This window comes from Streptomyces monticola (assembly GCF_042665355.1).
Lineage (GTDB): Bacteria > Actinomycetota > Actinomycetes > Streptomycetales > Streptomycetaceae > Streptomyces > Streptomyces monticola.
Map to the genome: position 1 here is coordinate 108,625 of NZ_JBHTCF010000008.1, position 23,013 is coordinate 131,637.

Consider the following 23,013-nt stretch of genomic DNA (forward strand, 5'->3'; position numbering starts at 1 on the left):
CAACAACGGCTCGTCGAGTAGCTGTTACAGCCCGCTGAGCACTACGGCGCGCACCGCGCCGCCGACCCCCGGGAGTCCATCCGCCATGGCCGAGCACGCACAAGGCGAGCACGCAGGAGGAGAGCACGCAGGAGGCGAGCACGCGGAGGGCGAGCGCCCCGGAGTCGAGCGCCGCACCCTCCTCGCCTATCTGGTCGCCGCGCCCACGCTGACGGTCGCCGTCCGCGTGGGCGCCGACGTGTCCGCCCCCGCCGAGGCCGCGGCGCAGACCCCGGCACGGTCCCCGGCACAGCCGGCCGGGGCGCTGCCCGAGCTTCTGCCCGACCTCGGTGAGGTCCTCATCCTCGCCGGGCTGCCCACCGCGCATCTGCTCACCCTGGAGATCAAGGACGACGGCAGCGCGCACTTCGGACTGCCGCGCGCCGAGGTCGGACAGGGCCTGACCACGGCGGTGGCGATGCTGATCGCCGACGAACTGGAGCTGCCCCTGGACAAGGTCCGGGTCCGGCTCGACGATGCCCGGCCCGAGCTGCTCTTCAACCAGCTCACCGGCAGTTCCAACTCGATCCGCTCGCTGCACCGCCCCATCCGCACCGCTGCCGCCGCCGCCCGGCTCCGGCTCGTCGCCACCGCCGCCCGCCGCTGGGGCGTCGCCGCCCAGGACCTGACCACCCGTGACGGCGCCGTGCACGCCCCCGACGGCCGCAGTGCCGGATACGGCGAGCTGACCGTTCAGGCCGCGGCGCCCCGTACGGCCGAAGCCCCCGAGGCCCCCCTCAAACCCGCCGCCGAGCAGCGTGTCGTCGGCCGGCCCACGAACCGGATCGACGCCCGCGCCATCGTCACCGGCCGCCAGGAGTACACCCTCGACCTGGACGTCCCCGGTGCGAAGCCGGCCATGGTGCGGCGCGCCCCCACGGTCAACGGCACCGTCGAGAAGGTCCTCAACGCAGACGACGTACGGGCCATGCCCGGCGTACTCGACCTCGTGGTCGTCCCCACCGGGGTGGCCGTAGTCGCCGAGACCTTCGGGCAGGCCCTGGCCGGCAAGGAGGCGCTGCGCGTCGACTGGGGTCCCGGCACCGTCGACGAGCTGTCGGGGGACGACATCAAGGCCAAGCTGCGCAAGGCGGTGCCCGGCTTCCTGCCGCCGCTCCTCGTCGAGGAGATCAAGGCGGAGTTCGACTTCGCGCCGGTCAGCCACGCGCCCCTGGAGACCAACTGCGCGGTCGCCGACGTGCGTTCGGACCGCGCCACGATCTGGACGGGTGCCCAGTCCCCGATCGCCGCCCGGCACGCGGTGGCCAAGGCGGTCGGCCTGCCGTCGTCCAAGGTCGAGTTCCGTGTGGTGCAGGCCGGCGGCTCCTTCGGGCGGCGGCTGTTCTTCGACGCGGCCCTTGAGGCGGCCCGGATCTCGAAGGGCGCCGGGCGGCCGGTGCGCCTGATGTGGTCGCGCATCGACGACATGCGGCACGGCCGGATGCGCCCGCCCACGCACCACAAGCTGCGCGTGACCTATGCGCGGGGCAAGCCGCTCTCCCTGCAGCACCGGATGGCGTCCGTCGAGACCGACGTACGCCATGGCATCGGCGATGCCCTGACCGCCGGGCTCACCGAACTCCCGGTGGGCAACGAGACGTTCGCGCAGACCATGTTCCGCCTTTCCGTCCATTCGCCCTACGACCTCGGGACCACCGCGCAGACCCTCACCGAGCTGCCCCTGAAGATGCACACCGGCTCCTGGCGCAGTGTGTACTCGGGCACCGCGCGCGCCGCCGAGGAGATGTTCCTCGACGAGGTGGCCGGGCGGCTCGGCGCGGACCCGGTGGAGTTCCGGCGTACCCGTCTGAAGAACGCCGCACAGCGGGCCGTCCTGGACAGGGCCGTGGCCGACTGGGGCAGGGCGCTGCCCGCCGGCTGGGCGCAGGGCGTCGGCTTCCACGAGGAGTACAAGTCACGCACGGCCTGCCTGGTCGAGCTCGACGCCCGCGACCCGAAGGCGCCGCGCGTGACGCGAGCGGTGATCGCGGTCGATGTGGGCCGGGCGGTGAACCCGCGCGGTATCGAGGCCCAGATGCTCGGCGGGCTCACGGACGCGATCTCCACCGCCCTGCGCGCGGGGCTGCACTTCGACAAGGGCCTGCCGCTGGAAGGCAGTTACTCCCAGTTCCACTACGCCCGGCAGAAGAACTCCCCGACGGACGTACGTATCCATGTCATCGAGTCCGGTGGCGACCCGGGCGGTGTGGGCGAGCTCGGGGTGCCCGCCGCGGTCGCCGCGATCGGCAACGCCTATGCGCGGGCGACCGGTACGCGACCGCGCAGCTTCCCCGTCAACTTCGACATCGACTTCGAGCCGTTCCCGCGCTGAGGCGCGCCCCCCCTGCGTCCCGCTGCGCCCTCCGCGCACGCATCCGAGGAGTTCTCCGTGCCCGCACAAAGCTTCACCGTGAACGGCGAGAAGGTCACCGTCGACGCCCCCGACGATCTGCCGCTGCTGTGGGTCCTGCGTGACCTGCTCGGCATCCGCGGCCCCAAGTACGGCTGTGGCATCGACGTCTGCAAGGCCTGCACCAGCCATCTCGACGGCGAGGCCGTCAACCCGTGTGTCGTGCCGGTCGCCGAGGCGGCGGGCCGCGAGGTCACGACGATCGAGGGCCTCGCCGACGGCGACACGCTCCACCCCGTGCAGGAGGCCTGGCTTGAGCAGGACGTCGCCCAGTGTGGCTACTGCCAGCCCGGCCAGATCATGGCGGCGGTGGCCCTCCTGAAGCGGACGCGTGAGCCGTCGGACGCGGAGATCGACGCCATTGCGAATGTCTGCCGGTGCGGCACGTATGTCCGTATCCGCGAGGCGATCAAGGCTGCGGCGGCGCGGATGTGAGGTCCGGTGGCGGAGTCCGCCCGGGCGCCGTCACCGGGAGGGCTCGGCGGGCGGCGGGGTCGCCAGGCCGCGGAGGCGCTCCATTTCGCGGCGGTCGCGCTTCGTGGGACGGCCCGTGCCGCGGTCACGGATGCCGGCGGGCGCGACCGCCTCGCGGGGCGGCGGCGGGGGGCTGTTGTCGACGTAGCACTCCACGGCCACCGGAGCCCCGACCCGCTTGCGGATCACACGCTTCACCACGACCACCCGGTCCCGGCCCGCCTGCCGAAGCCGCACCTCGTCGCCGGCCTTCACGGTGTGCGCGGGCTTGACCCGGTCGCCGTTGACCCGGACATGGCCGCCACGGCAGGCCGTGGCGGCGGCGGAACGCGTTTTGGTCAGGCGTACGGACCAGATCCAGCTGTCGACCCGTACGGCGGCGGTTTCCGAGGCGTCCGAAGTCATGCCCCGACCTTAATGCGCCGCCGCACACCGCAGAAAGCGATGAGACGAAGCGATACGTACGGTGGACGTATGAGTGATTCCCGGCGCACCGTCGCCCTCGTCACCGGCGGCAACCGCGGCATCGGCCACGAGGTCTGCCGTCAGCTGGCGGGCCTCGGCCACACCGTGCTGCTCGCCGCCCGTTCCGCGGAGGCCGCCGAGAAGGCCGCCGCCGACATCGGCCCCGACACCTACCCGGTTCAGCTCGACGTGACGTCCGCGCAGGACATGGAGCGGGTCGCGGACGAGGTGAAGCGCAGGTTCGGGCGGCTCGACGCGCTCGTCAACAACGCGGCCATCACCTACGACACCTGGCAGCGCGCCGCCGACGCGGATCTGTCGGTCGTGCGTGAGGCCGCCGAGACCAATCTGTACGGGCCGTGGCGGCTCACCCAGACGCTGCTGCCGCTGCTGCGGGCCAGCCCGCGGGGCCGCGTGGTCAATGTGTCCAGCGGGGTCGCGTCCCTCGCGGACATGGGCACCGCACCCCCGGCCTACGCGACCACGAAGGTCGCGCTCAACGCCCTGACGCGGATGCTCGCCGCCGAGCTGCGGGCCGACGGCATCCTGGTCAACTCCGTCTGCCCTGGCTGGGTGGCCACGGACATGGGCGGCGCGGGCGGCCGCCCCGTCGCCGAGGGCGCGGCGGGTGTCGTCTGGGCGGCCACCCTGCCCGGCGGCGGTCCCACCGGGGGGTTCTTCCGCGACGGGGTGCGGGTGGAGTGGTGAGTGCGGGGGAGGGCCGGCTGGGGGCGGAGCGCCGTGGTGAGTGCGGCCTGTGACCTCGGTGCGCTCGACGCCGCTCTCTCCGAGTGCCGGGCCTGCCCGCGTCTCGTCTCCTGGCGGGAGGAGGTCGCGCGGACGAAGCGGGCCGCGTTCGCCGAGGAGACGTACTGGGGCAGGCCCGTGCCGGGGTTCGGGCCCGCCGACGCCGCGATGCTGGTGATCGGACTCGCGCCGGCCGCGCACGGCGGCAACCGGACCGGGCGGATGTTCACCGGTGACCGCTCGGGCGATGTGCTCTACGCCGCGCTGTACGACGTCGGGCTCGCCTCGCAGCCCACCGCCACCGGGCCAGGCGACGGTCTCGCGCTGCACGGTGTGCGCGTCACCGCACCGGTGCACTGCGCGCCTCCCGCCAACAAGCCGACGCCGCAGGAACGGGACAACTGCCGTCCCTGGCTGGTGGAGGAGCTGCGGCTGCTGAGCCCCACCGTGCGCTCGGCCGTCGTGCTCGGCGCCTTCGGCTGGCAGGCCGCCCTGCCCGCCTTCGCCGCGGCCGGCTGGGAGGTGCCGAGGCCGCGCCCCGCCTTCGGGCACGGCGCCCGCACCACCCTGCACGGCGAGCCGGGGCGGCTCGATCTCTTCGGCTGCTATCACGTCAGCCAGCGCAACACGTTCACGGGCCGGCTGACCCCCGCGATGCTCCGTGACGTGCTCACCGAGGCGGCCGCGGCGGCGGGCCTGCGCTGACGACGGGGGCGGACCGGGTCCGCTACGGCACCACGGCCGTCGCCGTGATCTCCACCAACTGCCCTTGATAGCCGAGCGTCGGCACCCCGAGCAGGGTGGAGGAGTGCGGGCCGGAGGAGCCGGTGGCGAGGCCCGAGGCCTCCACCACGTCCCATACCTCGGAGAGCGGGCCCGGCTCGTCGGCGACCACGTACACATCCGTGTAGACGACGTGCGCCAGGTCGCTGCCGATGCTCTTCAGCTGCTCCTCCAGGTTCGCCACGACCTGCTCGGCCTGGCGTACGTGGTCGCCGTCGCCCACGAGGTTCCCCTCGGCGTCGAGCGGTACCGAACCGGCGAGGAAGGCGAGCCGGGTCCCGGCCTCGACGACCGAGGCGTGGGTGTAAGTGGGCGGCGCGAAGAGGGTGGGGACGACGGTGCGCTTGATCACGGGGGGGGGCTCGCTTCCTGGGGGTGCCGGCAGGGGACTCCGCAGGGATCATGGACGTGGGCGCGGGCCGTCCGCACCTGAATTTCCCGGGAATGCCCGTCGGTTCCCGGGGAACACCCGCCAGGAATGTTCCACTCCGCCGGAAGGTTGCGCAGAGCATGAAGGCCATTGCATTGGACAAGTACGGATCCGCCGACGATCTGCGTGTCACCGACCTCCCCGAACCCAAGGTCGCACCCGATGAGGTGCTGATCCGGGTGAAGGCGGCCGGAGTGAACCCCGTCGACTGGAAGCTCGCCGCCGGAGGTCTCGACGCGATCGTGGGGAGCGGCTTCCCGCTGATCCCCGGCTGGGACGTCGCGGGTGTCGTGGAGCGCGGCGGCTTCGACGCCTCGGAGTTCGCCCCGGGCGACGAGGTCTACGGATATCTGCGCAAGGACTGGGCGCAGAACGGCACTTACGCGGAGCAGGTCTCGGCGAGCGTACGGATGCTCGCGAAGAAGCCCGCGTCCCTGAGCTGGGAGCAGGCCGCGGGTGTGCCGCTCGCGGGGCTCACCGCCCTGCAGTCGCTGCGCCGGATCGGGGTGGGCCGCGGCGACACGGTCCTGATCCACGCGGCCGCCGGCGGTGTCGGCTCGTTCGGTGTGCAGATCGCCGTCGCCGCGGGCGCCCGGGTCATCGGCACCGCGAGCGAGCGCAACCACGAGTTCCTGCGGTCCCTGGGCGCGGAGCCCGTGACGTACGGCGACGGGCTCGCCGAGCGGGTGCGGGAGCTGGCCCCTGAGGGCGTCGACGCCGTGCTCGACTACGTCGGCGGCGGCATCGTCGACGTATCGCTTCCGCTGCTCAAGCAGGCCACCGGGCCCGGCGGGCTGCTGCGGATCGCGTCCGTCGCCGACGGCGAGGTCGCGGACCGCGGCGGTCACTTCGTGTGGGTCAGGCCGGACGCACAGGGCCTGACCGAGCTGACCGCGCTCGCCGACGCCGGGAAGCTGACCGTGCATGTGGACCGTGCGCTCCCGCTCGACCAGGCGGCCGAGGCCTGGCGCCTGAACCAGGAGGGGCGTACCCGCGGAAAGATCGTGCTGACGGTCTAAACGGCTTGGGGGAAGTCCGGTGCGGTTCTTCGTGCCCCAAAGGGGCGCGGGGAACTGCGCGACCGGCCACGACGCACCCGCAGGTGTCATACCGGACTTCCCGCGGAGCACTTAGGTGGCTCTCGCACCGTCGGCCCGCCCTCCGGCCGTCCCCGGGCAGGCGCGGAGCCGCTCGCGTTCCGCCCATCGCACCGCCGGGGCCACCGCGAGCCCCGCCGCCAGGAACAGGCCGCCGAGGATCAGCCAGCCCGCGGTACCGAGGCCGAGCAGCAGCGTGGTCAGCAGGAGCGGTCCGAGCATCCGGGCGATCTGCGGGCCCATCCCGAAGAAGCCCTGGTACTGGCCCTGTTGGTGCTCGGGGGCGAGCCCGAAGCCGAGTTCCCAGGCGCCCGCGCCCTGGGCCATCTCGCCGTACACCTGCACCCCGGCCGCCACGAGCAGCACCGCCACCGCCGCGACCGCCCCGATCCGGCCGCCGGTCGTCGCGTACAGGACGCACGCGGCGAGCATCAGCAGGCCCGCGCGGCCGATCGCCCGGGACGCGCCCCGGATATCGGTGACCTCGCGGGCGACCCGCACCTGGAACACCACCACGCTCAGCATGTTGACGACGAGCAGCGTCGCGGCCATCGGCTTGGGTGCGTCGGTGCGCTCCACGATCCACAGCGGCAGGCCGAGGCTGAGCAGCGGCATGTTCAGGTAGAGGACCGCGTTGAGCAGGGTGACCAGGGCGTAGGGCCGGTCGCGGAGCACCGCGAGCCGGGGCTCGCCCGCCGTCCGCACCACGGGGGACGGCGCCACTTCCGGCACCCGGCACAGGACGAGCGCGGCCGCGGCGAAGCTCGCCGCGTCCAGGGCGAACACCGTCAGATAGGCCGCCTCGCTGTCCAGGCCGAGAGCCACCGCCCCGAGTCCGGCACCGACGGCGAGGCCGGCGTTGAGCGTGGACTGCAGCTGGGCCCGCACCCGGGTGCGCTCACCGGCGGGCACCAGACCGGCGAGGAGCGCCTGCCTGGCCGAGGTCAGTCCGCTCTGGCAGCAGGTGTAGACGCACACGACCAGGAGGAACAGCGGGAAGGACCGGACGACGAGAAACGCGGCGAGCGCGGTGGCGGTCACCACCGCGAGCAGCACGGCGGTGCGCCGAGGGCCCCAGCGGTCGGCGGCATACCCGAGCGGCACCCCGGCCAGCATGCCGAGTCCCCAGCCCAGGGTGAGGGCGAGCCCGACCCGGGTCGGGGACAGGCCGACGACCTGAGTGAAGAACAGCGCCGAAGTGGCGTAGAAGGCGCCGTCACCAAGGGAGTTGGCGAGCTGCGCGAGAGCCAGGACGCGGGGCGGCCCTGGGGCCGGGAGGATACGGGGCATGGGCCCATTCAAACCGCGGGAATGGGCCGGCAGAAGTGACAATCCAAGGGCTTGGGATTGGGCCAATCACCGGACCGTCCGGTACGGATGGCCCGGTGTGCGGCCTACTCGTCCGGCATCCAGTTGCCGTGGAAGCCGACCGGGACCCGGGCCGGCAGATGCACCGCGGCCACCGGCTCGCCCGAGATGTCCTGGGCGGAAAGGATCAGCAGGTCCGTGGCACCGCGCACCGGGTCGAAGGAGTACGCGAACAGCCAGCCGTCGTCCTCGGCGGCGTCCGGCCCGCCCGGCTCCGCCGGTACGAAGGCGGCCTCGCCGACATCGCCGTCCGGGTGCACGCGGTGCACTTCGCTGGTGCCCCGCTCCAGGTCGAACTTGACGATGCCCAGGCCCATTTGGCCCACGGGCGGGCCGCCCGCCGTCGCCTCGGTGACATGCCGCGCCGCGCGGGTGTCGCCGTAGCCGTCCGTCGGCTGCTGCACGCCGTAGCCGTAGCGGTGCCTGGCCGTGGTGCGCCGCGGATCGATGCGGGGGAACTCCACCGGCCGCTCGTCCAGGCCCTCTTGGCGCACCCGGCCCGCGTTCACATCCACCGTCCAGCGCTCCAGGCGCGGCGGGCACTCGTCAGGACCGTGCCGGCCGTCGGCGAACATCCGGTCGTAGCGCACGAGATGGATGACCAGGCGCAGACCGCCGTCCGGTGTCCGCTCCTCGAACGCGCTCATCGGGTGGAAGACGAAGCAGGGGTCGATGTCGATCCAGCGGATGCCGCCGGCACCGGTGTCCGTCGCGCGCGGGAGCAGGCCGATCCTGGCCTGCTTCTCCGGCTGCCAGGCGTACGGCAGGCCCGCGCCCGCGATCGCGGCGTCCATGCTGAAGCCCACCGGCAGGTCGTAGAGGACGACATAGGACTCGGTGAGCGAGAAGTCGTGCATCATCGGGCTGCCCTCGACCGGCACGTCCACCCGCCGCTTGATGCGTCCGTCGGTCCCGGCGACCAGATACTCGACGTAGGGGTACGCCCAGCAGTACGCGACCGCGTGCAGATCGCCGCTCGCCGGGTCGACGAGGGTGTGCGCGGCGAAGCCGCCCGGCAGGGTGCCCTGGAAGTCGTAGGGGCCCAGGGTGCCGAGTTCCTCGTCGAGTTCGTACGGGAGGGCGCCGCCCTCGACCGTGGCGAGGATGCGGCCGCCGAAGCGCAGGACGTGAGTGTTGGGCGCGAAGTCCATGTCCTGGTGGCGCGGGCCGCGCAGCTGCTTCTCGCCGAGCTGCCCGGCCACGGAGTCGCTGCGCACCCAGCGGTTGCGGTACCACTCGGCCCGGCCGTCGCGCAGGCGCACCCCGTGCACCATGCCGGGGCCCGTGAACCAGTGGTACGCCGCGGGGTCGTCGACGCCCAGCGGATTGGGGCCGTTGCGCAGATAGCGGCCGTTCAGGCCGTCCGGGATACGTCCCGTCACCGGCAGGCCGAAGGCGGTGACCTCGTCGCGCACGGGGGCGAAGAGACCGGTGAGGTAGGGGTTGGAGGGGCGGTCGTCGTCCGTCATGACGGGTCTCCTCGGTCGGGATCGGCAGCCGACAACGAAGCGCCCCTCCAACGTACCTGCGCGGGCCGGTTCCGTACCCTTGGCCGCTACGGCCCGACGCGGATACTCCTGCGGCCGCTCCGCGCCGCTACTCCTTTGCGGGCTTGGGGAGTTCACATCCCGGAGCGCTCAGGTCGATCTTGTTGCCGACGCCCACGCAGGGCACGATCTGATACGTCTGCTGCGCGTAGTTGATGCCCTGGCGCACGGTCACCTTGCCGCTCTCGTCGACCTCGCAGGGGTTGTTGACCGTGCACTCCTCGCCGCTCTCGTTGCCGGTGTTGTTCACGGCGACGACCTTGCCGGTGGCGTCGTCCACGACGGGTGAACCCGAGGTGCCGCCGATGGTCTTGCAGGCGTCGGTGTAGCGGACCGAGTCCTTCCAGGTCCAGTCGCCCTCCTTGAGGCGGTACGCGAAGCCGTCGATGCTGCAGCTGTACGTCTTCTTCCAGTAGCCGGAGACCACGGTGATGGCCTTGCCCTGAGTGGGGCGGGCGGCGTCGAGCTCCAGGGCCTTGATGCCGTACGAGCTCTCTATCTGCTCGTAGGTGCTGGTGAGTTCGTACAGTGACACGTCGGTGTCGGTCATCGTGCCGTAGGCGACCTTGCTCGCCTTGAGGGTGGCGGCCTCGTTGCCGGAGGCGTCCAGGAGGTCGAAGGTGCGGCTGGACGGCTGGTCGACGATCACTTCGCCGGGGCCGGGGAAACCGCCCTCCAGGCAGTGCCCGTTCGACATCACGAGCGCCGGGTCCTGCGGCTGCGAGTCGGGCATCCGGACGACCGACCCGGAACAGTTGCTGAGCGCCACGGTGCCGGCGAAGTCGACGGCCTTGGGCTTCGCCCTGCCGTTGAGCGCGCTGTCGAGGCCCTTCGTGAGGCCGGTCATGAGGCCGGTCCCGGTGTCCGCCTTGAGGTCCGCCTCGGCAGTGGCGCTCTTGCCCGGTGCCGCGTCCGTGTCGTGGGCCACGGCGGGCGCGGCTCCCGCCGCCGCGAGCAGGAGCCCGGCCGCGAACGCGCCGATGAGAGGTTGCTTCATGTGGGGGTCCCCTCTGCCGCCGGGGGCCTGGCTGCCCCCGGCTTTGTCATGCGCATTCTTATGGGGTGGAGTGTGTGCGGACAACAGGGCGCGGCTATCGGACAGTTGGGGGAGCGGTGGAGATCGGTGATCTGACGGCTGCGGAGGTGCGGGTGTGGGAGGCGTTCGCACGGGGCGAGACGGTTGACCTGGGCGGCGACGCGGTACGTGGCGAGGTGCTGCGGGAACTGCTGCTCGGCGACCACCGGCGCCAGGGGGAGGTGGCCGCGCTGCGGGTCACCGCCGCCCGCGTCACCGGGCGCCTCGATCTGCAGTACGCCACCGTCGACAGCCCCGTGCACCTGTGGGCCTGCGTCTTCGACAACGTGCTCGACCTGTACGGCGCCCAGACGCGCCAGCTGAGCCTGGGGGAGTCGCGACTGCCGGGCCTGCACGCGATCGGTCTGCGGGTCGACGGCACGCTGCGCATGACCCGCTGCCGGGTCACCGGACCCGTCCGGCTCGCCGCCGCCCGGATCGCCGGCGCCGTCTTCCTGGACGACGCCCGCCTCGGGGACGCGGCGGATCCCGCGGACGAGCCGGCGCGTGCGGACGAGTCGGTCCTGCAGCTCAACCGGATCACCGTCGAGGACAGCCTGTCCGCGCGCCGGATGACGGTCCACGGCAAGGTCCGCCTCGACGCGGCCGTGGTGGGCGCGAGCCTCAACCTCGACGACGCCGAGCTCCACAACCCCGGCGACACCGCCCTGCAGGCCCCCACCCTCAGCGTCGGCTCCGACTTCAACGCCATGCGCCTGACCGCCCATGGCCGGGTCAATCTGCGCGGCGTCCGTATCCCGGGCCACCTCAACCTCGGCCGTGCCCGCCTCTCCAACCCCGGCCACATGGCGCTGCGCCTGAGCGGTGCGGTCGTGGGCGAACTCCTGCTGCGCGGCGCCGAACCCATCCGCGGCGAAGTGACGCTGCGCCGCAGCCAGATCGACTTCATCTACCTCGCCCCCGAGGCCGCGCCGCCGACGGTCTGGCTCGAAGGCCTCACATACACCACGCTCGCCCCGCACGAACCCGCCGAGCGCCGCCTCCCCCTCCTGGAACGCGAGAAGCACGGCTACGTCCCGCACGCCTACGAACAACTCACCGCCGCCTACCGGCGCATGGGCGACGACGCCGCGGCCCGTACCGTGCAGCTCGCCAAACAGCGCCGGCACCGCGGCACCCTGCCCGCGTACGCCAGGGCCTGGGGGCATCTGCAGGACGCGACCGTGGGCTACGGATTCCGGCCGGTGCGGGCCGCCGCCTGGCTCGTGTCGCTGCTCCTCATCGGCTCGGTCACGTTCGGGCTGCACGAGCCGCGGGCCCTCAAGCCGGACGAGGCCCCGGCGTTCAACGCGCTCGCGTACACCCTCGACCTGCTGCTGCCGATCATCGACTTCGGGCAGGAGAAGGCGTACACACCGGACGGCGCCGCGCAGTGGCTCGCGTACGGACTCATCGTCACCGGCTGGGTACTCGCCACGGCCATCGCCGCGGGTGTCACCCGGACGATCAGCCGTCAGTGACGGGCCCATGGACGCCCCGCGGAGGATGATCCGGACATGAGCGAAGGCGAGCCCCTGCCCGGCACCCTGCGGACCAAGAGCGCCGCGGGCCGCTGGGTGCTCCTGACCACCGTGCTCGGATCCGGCATGGCGCTGCTCGACTCGACGGTCGTGAACGTGGCCCTGCGCCGTATCGGCGCGGATCTCGACGCCGACCTCGCGGCCCTGCAGTGGACCGTCAACGCGTACATGCTCACGCTCGCGGGCCTGATCCTGCTCGGCGGTGCGCTGGGCGACCGGTTCGGCCGCCGCAAGGTCTTCGTGACCGGCGTCGTCTGGTTCGCGGCCGCCTCGCTGCTGTGCGGACTCGCCCCGAACGCCGGGGTCCTCATCGCCGCCCGCGCCCTGCAGGGAGTCGGCGGCGCGCTGCTCACACCCGGCTCCCTCGCCCTGATCCAGGCCTCCTTCCACCCCGACGACCGGGCCAAGGCGGTCGGCGTGTGGTCGGGCCTCGGCGGCGTCGGCGCCGCCGTCGGCCCCTTCCTCGGCGGCTGGCTCGTGGACGGGCCCGGCTGGCGCTGGGTGTTCCTGCTCAACGTGCCGCTCGCCGCGGTGTGCGTACCCGTGGCCCTGCGGCACGTACCGGAATCCTCGGCATCCTCCGGGGCCGCGGTGGGCGCGGTGGGCCATGACGGTGCCGATGGGACGGTCGGCGCGGTGGGCCATGAGGGTGCCGATGGGACGGTCGGCGCGGCGGGCCATGAGCGCAAGCCCTTCGACGTCCTCGGCGCGGTGCTCGGCGCGCTCACCCTCGCCCTGCTGACCTACGCCCTGATCGCCGCGCCCGACGGCGCCTCGTCGCCCGCGGTCATCGGCGCCGCGGCCGCGGGCCTGGCCCTCGGGGTGTTCTTCGTCCACGTCGAACGCCGGCGTCCCGACCCGATGCTGCCGCCGTCCCTGTTCACGGCCCGCGAGTTCACCGCCGTCAACGTCGTCACCCTGTGCGTCTACGGCGCGTTCGGCGGCTTCTTCTTCCTCTCCGCCCTCCAACTCCAGGTCGTGGCGGGCTACTCGGCGCTCGCCGCGGGCACCGCGCTGCTGCCCACCACCGTCCTGATGCTGTTCCTGTCCGCCCGCTCGGGGGAGCTTGCCCAGCGCATCGGGCCCCGGCTCCCGCTCACCGTCGGCCCGTTGCTGTGCGCGGCGGGCATGCTCCTGATGCTGCGCGTGGACGGCGCGCACACGTCGTACGCCGCCGACGTGCTGCCCGCCGTCTCGGTGCTCGGCCTGGGCATGGTGACTCTGGTCGCCCCGCTCACCGCCACCGTCCTCGCCTCCGTCGACACCGCACGTGCGGGCCTGGCCAGCGGCGTGAACAACGCGGCCGCCCGCGCCGCGGGCCTGATCACGGTGGCCGCGCTGCCGCTGCTCGTCGGCATGGGCCCCGAGGCGTACCGCTCCGCCGACGAGTTCGGCGCCGCGTTCCGGCGCGCCATGCCGCTGTGCGCCGGGCTGCTCGCCCTGGGCGCGGTGATCGCGTGGCTGACGGTGCGCGGCCCCGGGACGGAGCCGCCCGAGGACCGCCGACCCGAGTGCCACAGCCACTGCGCGGTGGCGGCACCGCCGCTGGAGGCACCGCCGTCGGAGGCGCCGGACGCCTCGTCCGAAGAGGACAGGTAGGCGCGCGCTCCGAGGTGGCCGGGGCGGGGGCCGCCGCGCGTCAGCGGTCGCCTTCCAGGAGCCCCTGGTCGGCCTGCCGGAAGGTCCACCGGCCGGTCCCGGCGTCGTACCGGAAGAGCCAGACCAGGTCGAAGCGGTCCGATGGCCAGCGTCGCGGCGGCGCTGCGGGACCGGCGTCCCTGGCGCCCAACGCCCGTACGAGGGACGGGATATGACTGTGCTGCCAGCAGATGAGGACCGGTGACGCGGCCCCGGCGAGGACGGCCTCGGCGAGTGCGCGCTCCTGCGTCTTGCCGCAGTCGGTGCGTACGGGCAGACCCAGCTGCTCGGCGAGCGGCGTGACGGTCTGCGCGAGTCTGCGCGCACCGCCCGCGGGCCCTCTGCCGGCCGCGTAGACGGCGGCGGGCAGGGGCAGCGTCCGGTCGTCGGTGCCCTCGCCGTCGCTGCCGTTCTCGCCGTCGCTGCCGCCACCGCCGTCGTCGGCGGGGGCGAAGAGGCCCGGGAGCTTGCGCGCCCGGTCCCAGCCGCGGGCGGTCAGCGACTTCTTGTCCGGATTCAACCGCTCGTCCACGCCCGGGTGTTCGGCATCGGGCTTCTCGCCGTGCCGGATCACCATGACGGTCAGATCGCCGACGGGCTTCGGTACAAGTCGCACAAAGGGGATGTTAGGCGCGTAAAGGGTGTGACCGAGCAATGCGCGCGGGGGGCGCGGGGAGTACGGAGAAAAGTAGTTGACCTCTTGACCGTGGCCAGACAACCGCTATGGTCTAGCCCAAGGTCTAGACCAGGAATGAGCGTGAACTCCCTGTACCGGCCGCCTGGTTGGCGCGCCCTGGTGCCGTGCGGGGAAGCGCACTTTCACGCTCCTTCACCTCCCCCCACCGAGTGGAGCCGTCGCGTGACCCCCACGAGCAGCGGCGGCTCTTTGCAGTGAAGGAGTAGTCATGCACAAGAACCGCAAGCTCGCCGTCGCCGTCGGCGCGGGCATCGCTCCCCTCATCGCCCTGACCCTGTCCACCGGCTCGGCCAGCGCACACGGCTACGTCAACTCACCGGCGAGCCGCCAGGCCCAGTGCGCCCAGGGCACCGTCTCCTGCGGTGACATCACCTATGAACCGCAGAGCGTCGAGGGCCCGAAGGGGCTCAAGAGCTGCAGCGCGGGGATCTCGCGCTTCGCCGAGCTCGACGACGACAGCAAGGGCTGGGTCGCCACTCCGGTGGGCAAATCCCAGGCCTTCACCTGGACCCTGACCGCCGCGCACGCCACCAGCACGTGGGAGTACTACGTCGGCGGCAACAAGGTCGCGGAGTTCGACGACGGCGGTGCCCAGCCGGGCTCCACGGTCACGCACCAGGTCGACTTCGGTGGCGCGAGCGGCAAGCAGAAGGTGCTCGCGGTGTGGAACATCGCCGACACGGCGAACGCCTTCTATGCCTGCATCGACGTGAACATCGGCTGAGCGCGGCGTAGTCACCCGCGCCCCTCTGGGGTGCGCCGGACCGCGCCGGACCTGACACCAGTGAGCCCTGCCGGGCACCACCCGGCAGGGCTCACTGGTGCTGCTCCGGTTCCGGCGCCGGGGCCTGTTTCCCCCGTACCCCCCGTGCCCCCGTACCCCGGCGCCGGGGTTCCGCAGCCCCCCGCTGTTCCCGGCCCTGGGTCCTACGGCCCGGCCGGGACGACTCTGAGGTGGGGCGCGGCGGGGCGCCGCCCGGTGGTGCCGTGCGGGCGCGCGGACGGGGCCTCGCGCTGCTGCGGGACCGACGGAGCCGTGCTCTGCGCGTGCAGGACCAGCGTCATCCGGGTGAGTCCGAGGCTCTGCAGGGTCGAGGGGGTCTCCGTCACCACCCGGCACGTGGTGCGCCCCCACGGCGGGTCGGGGTGGTGCAGCGGGCGTACCGCCCCGTCGTGGTCGAGGGCGCGCGCGCCGACCAGGCGCATCCAGCGGGGCAGGCCCTGCTGGTAGGCGGCGTTCATCAGCGCGTCGTCCGCGATGTGCCGGCGGATGTCCTGCAGCGTGGCGTCCTGCGCATGCGTCTCGAGCGCCGCGGAGAACTGTGCGAGCAGCGGTAGACACCAGCTCGTCTCGTGCTCCCGCAGGACATCGGCCGCGTCCGGGTGGAAGAGCACGAAGCGCAGGAAGTTCTGGCCGGGCATCGCGGTGGGGTGCGGTCCTGCCTCGCGGAACAGCGTCTCGTAGCCCCGGTTCGCCGCCGTCACGTTCCAGCTGTGGTCGATCAGAAGTGAGGGGTGCGGTGTGGCGTCCATCATCGCGGCGTAGTCACGCAGGTAGGAGCGCTTCTCGAACTCCCGCTCAGGGGAGGCGGGTTGTGAGGAGAGGGCGTTGCCGGGCCGGGTCTGTGCGGGACCGGGCAGTCCTGCTGCGGGGTCATTCGTCATCGAGATCATTCGCCATCGAGACGCTGTCCCTCCCGTGGTGAGACCGTGCTCAACTGCTGCTTGCAGAGCGCTGGTTCAGCAGTGCTCCGCTGCCGTGCCGCTGTGCTCCGTCGGCGGTGTTTTGTTGAAGGTGATACTCCTGGCCCCGCACTGTACGTGTCAATGATCGTGGCATTTCCTGGTCCTGAGCGAACGCTTTGCGCCACAGCTGTGGCAAGGTCTGGCTGCGATTCGACGGAACGGCTAGCCTCCGGGCAGCCCCAGGTGTTGTCTGGAACCGGAACGTCCTGGGGTGTGCCCAGGTGTGGTGCACCATGTGCCGCAGGTGTCGGGGGAGACGGTGGCAGCAAACGGGGTGCGACACCTGCAGACAGCTGTAGCTGAACGACAGTTGACCGAATTCGATCCACTCGATGTAGGAGATCCGCCGGTGGCTGATGACTTCACGGGTCCGGGCCGGGCGGCTGCCGGCCCGCTGGCCGCGGTCGTCGCCCGTGTCGCCGAACTCGCCGACCGGGTCGGTGTGAGTCGTGACGAGGCGTTCCACCTGCCGCGCCTGTCCGCGGAATCCGGGGTCCCCGTCGCCGTGATCAAGGACCTGCTCGAAGGGCGGCCGGCCGGCGAGCCCGATCTGCAGGCCCGCTTCCTGCAGCGGTTCGCGCTGCTGCGCAAGACCCGCCTGAAGCCGGACGGACGCCGCTTCACACAGCAGGAGATCGCCGACGGGGCGCGGATGTCGCGCCAGCAGGCCGGCGCGCTGATCAACGGCGACCGGCGGCCGACCATGGAACACTGCGCCGCCATCCAGCGCTTCTTCCAGGTGCACGCCGGCTTCCTCACCGCGGAGGACGCCGACGCGCTCGCCGGCGCCCTCCAGCGCATCGAACAGGAGCTTCAGCTCAGGCGCTCCGAGGAGGCCGAACCCGAGCCGGCCGCCGTGCCCGAGGGTCCGGGCGAGATGCCCGAGGACCCGCTGGAGCGGCTGCTGCAGGACCACGGCGTACGCGGGATCGCCTGGCGGGCCGCCCAACTGCCCACGGACAAACACCGGGACAAGGTCACCGAGTGGCTCGACATGCTGCTCGAGAACGTGAAGCGGTCGGAGTCGTGATGGCGTGCCGGGGTGTCAGGTGATGGACGGTGTTTCGCGGTCTTCCATGACGGACGGCCTCCGGCCGTACCGGGGGCCGGGGAACGCGGCGGCAACGGCGACAGAGGCACAGGGAGAACGGTGGGCATAGGCAGGGACATGCGTCGGCTCTGCGGCGAGTTGGTCGCCGGGATCGAGCTTCCCGCGCCGGCCGAGCCCAGAGATCTGCACGACGCGCTGTGCGGCGTCATGAGCAGCCGCAGGGGCCGGCCGGTCCGGCACCGCACGGCCGCGTTCCCGCCCAGGACGGCGAGCGGGCTCTGGCTCGACATGGCGGACCAGGATCTGATCGTGATCGAGGAGCAGACCGCGCCCGATCACCAACTGGTCATCCTGGGCCACGAGTTGTGGCACATGGAAGCCGGTCACTGCACCCACCACGTCACGGGCGCCGGAGTCGCCGCTCGGCTCCTTTCCGACGACGCCGATCTGCAGGCCACCGTCCAGCGCGTGGCCGCGCGCACCCACTTCGACCAGGCCGACGAGAACGACGCCGAGAGCTTCGGGCTGCTGCTCGCCAGCAAGTGCCGCCCCTGGCTCGCGGGCGGCGCGGTGGGGCGCGGGGCGCCGGGCCGGGACGCCGTCGCCGGCCGGATCGAGGCCTCACTCGGCTACCGGGGACCGCAGGGCCCGCACGGACCGCCGCCGGCACCGCAGAGCTGAGCCGGCGTGAACAGCCTCGGCTTCTATCTGCCGGCGGCGCTGCTCGCCACCGCGCTCGCCGTCAAGTTCCCGGCGATGCTGCAGGACTGGCACGATCCGCTGCTGCGGTCCGCCTGCTGGCTGCTCTTCGTCGGCGGCACGGTGTTCTTCTTCGCCGCCCCGCCGACGATCTCGACGGTCAACCGGATCACCGGCGTCCCCAACTTCTCGGCTCCGCTCACGTACTGCGTCCTGTCCGCCTTCAGCGCGTCCTGCGTGCTCCTGATCGTCAACTGGCGCGGCGGGCCACCGGAACGCACCCGCCGGGCCTCGCACTGGTGCATCGGCAGCTACATCACCGTCATCGTGGCCATCGCCGTGCTCTTCTCCCTCGGCGACGCCCCCGTGGAGCGCCTGCGCGACCTGGACACGTACTACGCGAACACGCCTTTCATCCGCGAAATGATCGTGGTCTACCTGCTTGCGCACTCGGCGGCCGGTGTCGTGGTGACCGTGCTGTGCTGGCGCTGGCAGCGCGAAGTGCACGGCTGGCTGCGGGCGGGCCTGGCCTCCATCGTGACCGGCTATCTGCTCGACCTCTGCTACGACGTGTGCAAGATGGCGGCCGTGGGCGCGCGTTGGGCGGGCCACGACTGGGACTACCTGAGCACCTATGTGGCGCCGCCGTTCGCCGCCGCGGCGGCGATCTTCGTGGCCGCCGGGTTCATCCTGCCGCTCACCGGCCAGCGGCTCTCCGAGAACCTGCGGGAGCGGGCCGCGTACCGCCAGCTCGGCCCGCTGTGGAAGGAACTGCGCCGCGTCGCCCCGCACCCGGCGAGCTCCATCCGGCTGCCCTGGTGGGCGCCGGTGGGACTGCGCCTCACCCAGCGCGAGGCCGATATCCACGACGGGCTGCTCACCCTCAAGCCGTATGTGGACCGCTCCGTGCGCACCCTCGCCCACGACGCGGCGACCGAGGCGGGAGCGGATCCCGAGGAGGCGGCCGCGGTCGCCGAGGCCGCGGTCCTCACAGCGGCCATCGCGGCCCGCACGGACGACCCGGACGGCGAACGCCCGCCCCCCTCCCCGCCCTGGGACGAACCGCCCCCCGACCTCGTCCGCGTCTCCCGGGCTCTGCGCCACTCCCCAGTGGTCGAAGCGATCCGCAGAACATCCCCGAAACCGGAAACCGGCGCCCACGAGTCCATCTGGTAGCGGCAGTTCAGAAGTCGACCTTCACATGGTCGTCGAGGCGGGCGACCGACTCCTGGCCGTAGGCGTGGACGTAGGCCTTGCGGATGGCTTCGAGCTGCGGGTCGCGCTCGGTGGCCTCCGTGGCGGGGTACAGCAGGATCAGCTCGTACGAACGCTCCCGCTCTATGCGGCCGTTCGCGTCCCGCCACTGGCCGCGGCCGTCCTGGACGGTGAGGCCGTCAGGGAAGCGCGGTGTCACCTCGCGGTCGATGAACCGCATGAACTGCTTGTCGGTGACGTCCGGTCCACCGTCCGGCCGCTCCGTGCCGAAGAACAGCCGGGTCTCCAGATACTTGTCGGCAGGCGCCGACGCCGCCTGCGGGCGTTCGCCGTCCAGCGAGGCGTACGCGGCCGGCGCGCCCACCGTGAGCACGGTCAACGCGGCCGCGGCGACGGCGAGTCGGGGGCGGGAGAGGGCGGTACGACGCACGGCGGTACGAGACAGGGTGCTGCGCGGGATGGCGGTGCGGGGCATGGGTCCGTCCCTTGGTCGGAGGGCGGTGGCGGTGCCCTGGCGCTGCGGGGGCGCTACGGGCGTCGCTCACTATCGCAAGGACCCGCTCCCGCCGCGGCCGTACGCGGTGAATCCGGCCGGAACCCGCTGCCGTTGACCGTCCTCGTGGCCGACGCGCCGCCGGGGGCCGACGCACCGCCGACTCCTCCGCGCCGCCGGTCCCCCCTCTCACCGTCGGCCCTCCGCGCCGCCGGTGCCCTCACACGTCGGCGTCGATCCAGACCGGCGCGTGGTCGGAGCCCCGGGCGTCCCGGCGCGCGGCCGGGTCCTCGCCGACCGACGGCAGCTCCGGCGCCCCGGCCGCGTCGGGCAGACCCGTGCCCGCCGCGCGCGTCAGGCGCAGCGCCTCGTGGCTCACCAGGATGTGGTCGATCAGCTCACGGCGGCCCGCGTGGATACGGGAGTAGCGCCGGTCCGCGGGTATGCGGGGCGCGATGTTCCACAGCCGCAGGTCGTCGCCCTTGTCGGGCCTGTCGTGACCAGGGGTGCCGATCTCGGAGCCCGGCGGGCCCTGCAGGATCTGTGTCGTGGCCGCCGTCACCTCGTCGTTGAGGTCACCGAGCACGACGAGCCGGTCGCTCTTCCCGCCGCGGTGCCGCAGGAAGTCATCGGCCACGGCGCGCACCGTGGCGGCCTCGGCGGCCCGCCGGTTCAGGGCGTACGCCGCGTACCGCGCCCGCTCGCCCTCGTCCCGCGGCGTGAACCGCCCGCCCGGGTAGGAGAGCAGCTTCGACTTGAGATGGCAGACCGCGACCGTGACCCAGTGGCCGCGGGTGAGCCAGCTCGCAAGGAGCACCCCACGCCCCATCCGGTCGGCCCGCCGCCCCGCGTCATTGCTCTGCACCGGCAGGAGCGGCTCGGGGAAGGCGGCCGTGTCCGTGCCCTCGCTGAGAGCGATCCGGCTGAGGAAGCCCACCCGGATGCCCCGGTCGTCGGGGAACCGGGAGAGCAGCGTGTGCCACTGGCCGTCGAGCATCCCGGCCAGATCGTCCAGGGCCTCGGGGTCACCGACCTCCTGGACACCGAGGATGCTCGGCCGGAGCGCGTCGATCGTGGCGGCCAGGGAGGCCAGCTTCGCTTCGTACGCCGCCTTGTCGGTGGGGCCGAAGGGGCCGCCCGGGCGATAGAGGTTCTCCAGGTTCCAAGTACCGATGATCATGGCGGGCTCCGTCCTCCGCGACGGTGTGGAGCGCCAGAGTGCCAGCCCGGTGGCGGCCCGGACAGGGATCCGGGATGCGCACTCCCGCTACCTTGGCGGCATGACCGCGACTGATGCGTACGGCCCCGCCGATCTCATCATCTCCGGGTGCGCCGCCCTCCTGCACGACGATCAAGGCCGGATCGGCTTCGCCGAGGACCGTGCCGTCGTCGTGCGCGCGGGTGCCATCACCGCCGTGACGGACAGCGCCGCCGCCGCGGCACTGCCCGCGGCCGAGCGCATCGACGCCGCCGGGCAGCTCGCCATGCCGGGACTGATCAACTGCCATACGCACAGCCCGATGGTGGCGCTGCGCGGTATCGCCGAGGACCTTCCGGTCGAGCAGTGGTTCAACGACTGGATCTGGCCCATCGAGTCCAATCTGACCGCCCGCGACGTGCGGCTCGGCGCCCGGCTCGCCTGCGCCGAGATGATCCGCGCCGGTGTCACCTGCTTCGCCGACCACTACTTCGCGATGGACGAGGTCGCCGCCGTCGTCACCGAGTGCGGACTGCGCGCGAATCTCGGCGCGGCCTACTTCTCCAGCCAGGGGGAGGAGGGCAGGGCCCGCTCCCTCGACTTCGCGCTGCGCCACCGGGGCACCGCCGACGGCCGGATCAGCACGTGTCTCGCACCGCACGCCCCGTACACCGTCGACGACACCGATCTCGCCGCCACCGCCCGGCTCGCCCGCGAGCACGGTCTGCCGGTGCACATCCACGCGGCCGAGAACCGCGAGCAGACCGAGAGCAGCCTGGCCCGCACCGGCCGTACCCCCATCGAGACCCTGGACCGCGCGGGCCTGTTCGACGACGGCATCGAGCTGCTGATCGCGCACGGTACGGGCATCGTCGAGCGTGATCTGGAGGTGCTGCGCCGGGCCCGTGCCCGGATCGCCGTGGCCAGCGCGCCCAAGGGCTATCTGAAGTTCGCCTGGGACACCACACCCGTGCGCGCACTCGCCGAACTGGGTATCCCCGTCGGCCTCGCCACCGACGGCGCCGCCTCCAACAACACCCTCGACGTCTGGGAGTCCATGGCCCTGACGGCGCTCGTGCAGAAGCAGACCGAGGGCGACCCGGCCTGGCTCACCGCGCGGCAGGCCCTGCACCACGCCACCGTGCAGAGCGCCCGCGCGGTCGGTCTCGGCGACAGTGCCGGTGCGCTCGCACCCGGCCGCCGCGCCGATCTGATCCTGGTGGACCTGAGCGGCCCGCACACCCAGCCGGTGCACGATCTGGCCGCCACCCTTGTGCACAGTGCCCGCTCCGCCGATGTCACCACCACGATCGTCGACGGCCGGGTCCTGATGCGCGACCGGCGGCTCCTCACGCTCGACGTGCCGCAGACCGTGGCCGAACTGGGGGAGCGGCTCCCGGAGTTGACGCGCCGGGCGCACGGGCGGCGCATTCAGGACTATCGGGCCTGAAGTGGCTAATTTGGTCCCTGTGAACCGTACTCACCGCTCAGCGGCCGTCATCCTTTGTCTCCTCACCGGACTCGGCAGCCTCGGCGCCGCCGCGCCGGGGGCCGACTCCGCCCCTCACCCCGCTCCTCACCCCGCCCCTCTCCGGGCCCCCGAGCCCGCGCTGACCGCCACCGCGGACCGGGCGGACGTCACCCAGTGGCAGGAGTTCAAGATCTCCGGCTCGGCCCACGGCATCAAGCCCGGCACGCCTCTCGCCCTGGAGCAGAAGACCACCGTCACCCCCGATGGCCAGGGGACTTCCGCCGAGGACCGGACCGCGCTCACCCGCTGGAGCGCACTGCCCGCGAGCGTCAAGACGCGTACGAACGGCACGTACGCCATGCGCGTCAAGCTCGGCCGCACCGGCGTGAACGAGCTGCGCATCACCGGCGGCGGCGCCGCGTCCCCCGTCGTCACGGTCACCGTGCGGCCCGCGCCGTGTGCCGCCGCCGAGACCGCCCCCGAGACCGCCCCCGAGACCGGTACCGACGCCGCCGAGCGTCCCGGATCGGAATCGACGAGGTGTCAGTAGCGTCACATCCCGCACCCGTACCACCCCCGAATGCGTCTTAATAACCGGGTACAAGGTCGACAACGGGGGTGCCCCATGAACAAGTGCGGCGGACGTGTCGTGCTCCAGCAGTTCCCGGCGGGCGGGCCGCGAGGCTCCTGGCCCGCGGAGGAGTTCGCTCAGGCCAGACGGCTTGAGGGCCAGCAGGCCGAAGTCGTGATGGATCTGCTCGCCGATGCCTTCCTGGTCGTCGTGCCGGGGTCCGAGGGCGGCGACTGAACGGCCGGCGGCCGGGCCGAC

The 23,013-nt window shown here is 72.5% G+C and carries 23 protein-coding genes; 14 read left to right on the forward strand and 9 right to left on the reverse strand.

Going from position 1 to position 23,013, the window contains the following annotated elements; all coding sequences use genetic code 11:
• Positions 1-85 precede the first annotated feature (85 nt).
• Together ACFQVC_RS20090 and ACFQVC_RS20095 are read left to right on the forward strand one after the other, a co-directional pair.
• Positions 86-2,371 (forward strand): xanthine dehydrogenase family protein molybdopterin-binding subunit, encoded by a 2,286-nt coding sequence (locus tag ACFQVC_RS20090; RefSeq protein WP_381831880.1) that lies wholly within the window; start codon positions 86-88, stop codon positions 2,369-2,371.
• Between the two features lie 57 nt (positions 2,372-2,428).
• Entirely contained in the window at positions 2,429-2,884 is a 456-nt protein-coding gene (locus tag ACFQVC_RS20095; protein WP_381831882.1) for a (2Fe-2S)-binding protein, read from the forward strand.
• A 30-nt stretch (positions 2,885-2,914) separates the two neighbouring features.
• Here the strand turns inward: ACFQVC_RS20095 and ACFQVC_RS20100 are convergent, their stop codons facing one another.
• On the reverse strand, positions 2,915-3,328 hold the full coding sequence (locus ACFQVC_RS20100; RefSeq protein WP_381831884.1) for an RNA-binding S4 domain-containing protein: 414 nt from the start codon (positions 3,326-3,328) through the stop codon (positions 2,915-2,917).
• A 69-nt stretch (positions 3,329-3,397) separates the two neighbouring features.
• Here ACFQVC_RS20100 and ACFQVC_RS20105 point away from each other — a divergent pair, with 69 nt between their 5' ends.
• A complete protein-coding gene (locus ACFQVC_RS20105; protein WP_381831885.1) occupies positions 3,398-4,096 on the forward strand; it encodes an SDR family NAD(P)-dependent oxidoreductase in 699 nt (232 codons plus the stop codon).
• A gap of 36 nt (positions 4,097-4,132) precedes the next feature.
• Entirely contained in the window at positions 4,133-4,840 is a 708-nt protein-coding gene (locus ACFQVC_RS20110) for a uracil-DNA glycosylase (protein ID WP_381831887.1), read from the forward strand.
• Positions 4,841-4,862: 22 nt separating this feature from the next.
• Here the strand turns inward: ACFQVC_RS20110 and ACFQVC_RS20115 are convergent, their stop codons facing one another.
• The gene (locus ACFQVC_RS20115) at positions 4,863-5,270 is read right to left on the reverse strand and encodes a RidA family protein (protein WP_381831889.1); all 408 of its coding nucleotides are present in this window, start codon (positions 5,268-5,270) and stop codon (positions 4,863-4,865) included.
• Between the two features lie 158 nt (positions 5,271-5,428).
• On the opposite strand from ACFQVC_RS20115, the gene ACFQVC_RS20120 reads away from it, so the two are divergent.
• Positions 5,429-6,367: an NADP-dependent oxidoreductase gene (locus ACFQVC_RS20120; RefSeq protein ID WP_381831891.1), complete on the forward strand. Its 939-nt coding sequence runs from the start codon at positions 5,429-5,431 to the stop codon at positions 6,365-6,367.
• 111 nt (positions 6,368-6,478) lie between these two features.
• Here the strand turns inward: ACFQVC_RS20120 and ACFQVC_RS20125 are convergent, their stop codons facing one another.
• The 3 genes from ACFQVC_RS20125 to ACFQVC_RS20135 all read right to left on the reverse strand — a co-directional run bounded on the left by ACFQVC_RS20125 (position 6,479) and on the right by ACFQVC_RS20135 (position 10,357).
• Positions 6,479-7,735 (reverse strand): MFS transporter, encoded by a 1,257-nt coding sequence (locus ACFQVC_RS20125; protein WP_381831892.1) that lies wholly within the window; start codon positions 7,733-7,735, stop codon positions 6,479-6,481.
• 104 nt (positions 7,736-7,839) lie between these two features.
• Positions 7,840-9,282, reverse strand: coding sequence for a carotenoid oxygenase family protein (locus ACFQVC_RS20130; RefSeq protein ID WP_381831894.1), 1,443 nt, complete (start codon positions 9,280-9,282; stop codon positions 7,840-7,842).
• Positions 9,283-9,409: 127 nt separating this feature from the next.
• Entirely contained in the window at positions 9,410-10,357 is a 948-nt protein-coding gene (locus ACFQVC_RS20135; RefSeq protein ID WP_381831896.1) for a S1 family peptidase, read from the reverse strand.
• A 116-nt stretch (positions 10,358-10,473) separates the two neighbouring features.
• Between ACFQVC_RS20135 and ACFQVC_RS20140 the strand changes: the two genes are divergently transcribed.
• A complete protein-coding gene (locus ACFQVC_RS20140; RefSeq protein WP_381831898.1) occupies positions 10,474-11,916 on the forward strand; it encodes a membrane-associated oxidoreductase in 1,443 nt (480 codons plus the stop codon).
• A gap of 36 nt (positions 11,917-11,952) precedes the next feature.
• Positions 11,953-13,575: an MFS transporter gene (locus ACFQVC_RS20145; RefSeq protein WP_381831900.1), complete on the forward strand. Its 1,623-nt coding sequence runs from the start codon at positions 11,953-11,955 to the stop codon at positions 13,573-13,575.
• Positions 13,576-13,615: 40 nt separating this feature from the next.
• Here the strand turns inward: ACFQVC_RS20145 and ACFQVC_RS20150 are convergent, their stop codons facing one another.
• Positions 13,616-14,230 (reverse strand): hypothetical protein, encoded by a 615-nt coding sequence (locus ACFQVC_RS20150; RefSeq protein ID WP_381831902.1) that lies wholly within the window; start codon positions 14,228-14,230, stop codon positions 13,616-13,618.
• Between the two features lie 289 nt (positions 14,231-14,519).
• Here ACFQVC_RS20150 and ACFQVC_RS20155 point away from each other — a divergent pair, with 289 nt between their 5' ends.
• A complete protein-coding gene (locus ACFQVC_RS20155) occupies positions 14,520-15,035 on the forward strand; it encodes a lytic polysaccharide monooxygenase auxiliary activity family 9 protein (RefSeq protein WP_381831904.1) in 516 nt (171 codons plus the stop codon).
• Between the two features lie 203 nt (positions 15,036-15,238).
• Here the strand turns inward: ACFQVC_RS20155 and ACFQVC_RS20160 are convergent, their stop codons facing one another.
• Positions 15,239-15,976, reverse strand: a complete 738-nt coding sequence (locus tag ACFQVC_RS20160; protein WP_381831905.1) for an MmyB family transcriptional regulator — start codon at positions 15,974-15,976, stop codon at positions 15,239-15,241.
• 430 nt (positions 15,977-16,406) lie between these two features.
• Here ACFQVC_RS20160 and ACFQVC_RS20165 point away from each other — a divergent pair, with 430 nt between their 5' ends.
• The 3 genes from ACFQVC_RS20165 to ACFQVC_RS20175 all read left to right on the forward strand — a co-directional run bounded on the left by ACFQVC_RS20165 (position 16,407) and on the right by ACFQVC_RS20175 (position 18,983).
• Positions 16,407-17,087, forward strand: a complete 681-nt coding sequence (locus ACFQVC_RS20165) for a helix-turn-helix domain-containing protein (protein WP_381831907.1) — start codon at positions 16,407-16,409, stop codon at positions 17,085-17,087.
• A gap of 138 nt (positions 17,088-17,225) precedes the next feature.
• Positions 17,226-17,789: a toxin-antitoxin system, toxin component gene (locus ACFQVC_RS20170; RefSeq protein ID WP_381832387.1), complete on the forward strand. Its 564-nt coding sequence runs from the start codon at positions 17,226-17,228 to the stop codon at positions 17,787-17,789.
• A 6-nt stretch (positions 17,790-17,795) separates the two neighbouring features.
• Complete coding sequence (locus ACFQVC_RS20175; RefSeq protein ID WP_381831909.1) at positions 17,796-18,983, forward strand: MAB_1171c family putative transporter; 1,188 nt, start codon at positions 17,796-17,798, stop codon at positions 18,981-18,983.
• Positions 18,984-18,990: 7 nt separating this feature from the next.
• On the opposite strand, the gene ACFQVC_RS20180 is transcribed toward ACFQVC_RS20175, so the two are convergent.
• Together ACFQVC_RS20180 and ACFQVC_RS20185 are read right to left on the reverse strand one after the other, a co-directional pair.
• Entirely contained in the window at positions 18,991-19,497 is a 507-nt protein-coding gene (locus tag ACFQVC_RS20180; RefSeq protein WP_381831911.1) for a DUF3574 domain-containing protein, read from the reverse strand.
• 238 nt (positions 19,498-19,735) lie between these two features.
• A complete protein-coding gene (locus tag ACFQVC_RS20185) occupies positions 19,736-20,695 on the reverse strand; it encodes an endonuclease/exonuclease/phosphatase family protein (RefSeq protein ID WP_381831913.1) in 960 nt (319 codons plus the stop codon).
• Positions 20,696-20,795: 100 nt separating this feature from the next.
• On the opposite strand from ACFQVC_RS20185, the gene ACFQVC_RS20190 reads away from it, so the two are divergent.
• The 3 genes from ACFQVC_RS20190 to ACFQVC_RS20200 all read left to right on the forward strand — a co-directional run bounded on the left by ACFQVC_RS20190 (position 20,796) and on the right by ACFQVC_RS20200 (position 22,992).
• Positions 20,796-22,163, forward strand: coding sequence for an amidohydrolase (locus ACFQVC_RS20190; protein WP_381831914.1), 1,368 nt, complete (start codon positions 20,796-20,798; stop codon positions 22,161-22,163).
• A gap of 19 nt (positions 22,164-22,182) precedes the next feature.
• The gene (locus ACFQVC_RS20195; RefSeq protein ID WP_381831916.1) at positions 22,183-22,734 is read left to right on the forward strand and encodes a hypothetical protein; all 552 of its coding nucleotides are present in this window, start codon (positions 22,183-22,185) and stop codon (positions 22,732-22,734) included.
• Between the two features lie 75 nt (positions 22,735-22,809).
• Positions 22,810-22,992, forward strand: a complete 183-nt coding sequence (locus ACFQVC_RS20200; protein WP_381831917.1) for a hypothetical protein — start codon at positions 22,810-22,812, stop codon at positions 22,990-22,992.
• Positions 22,993-23,013: the final 21 nt, after the last annotated feature.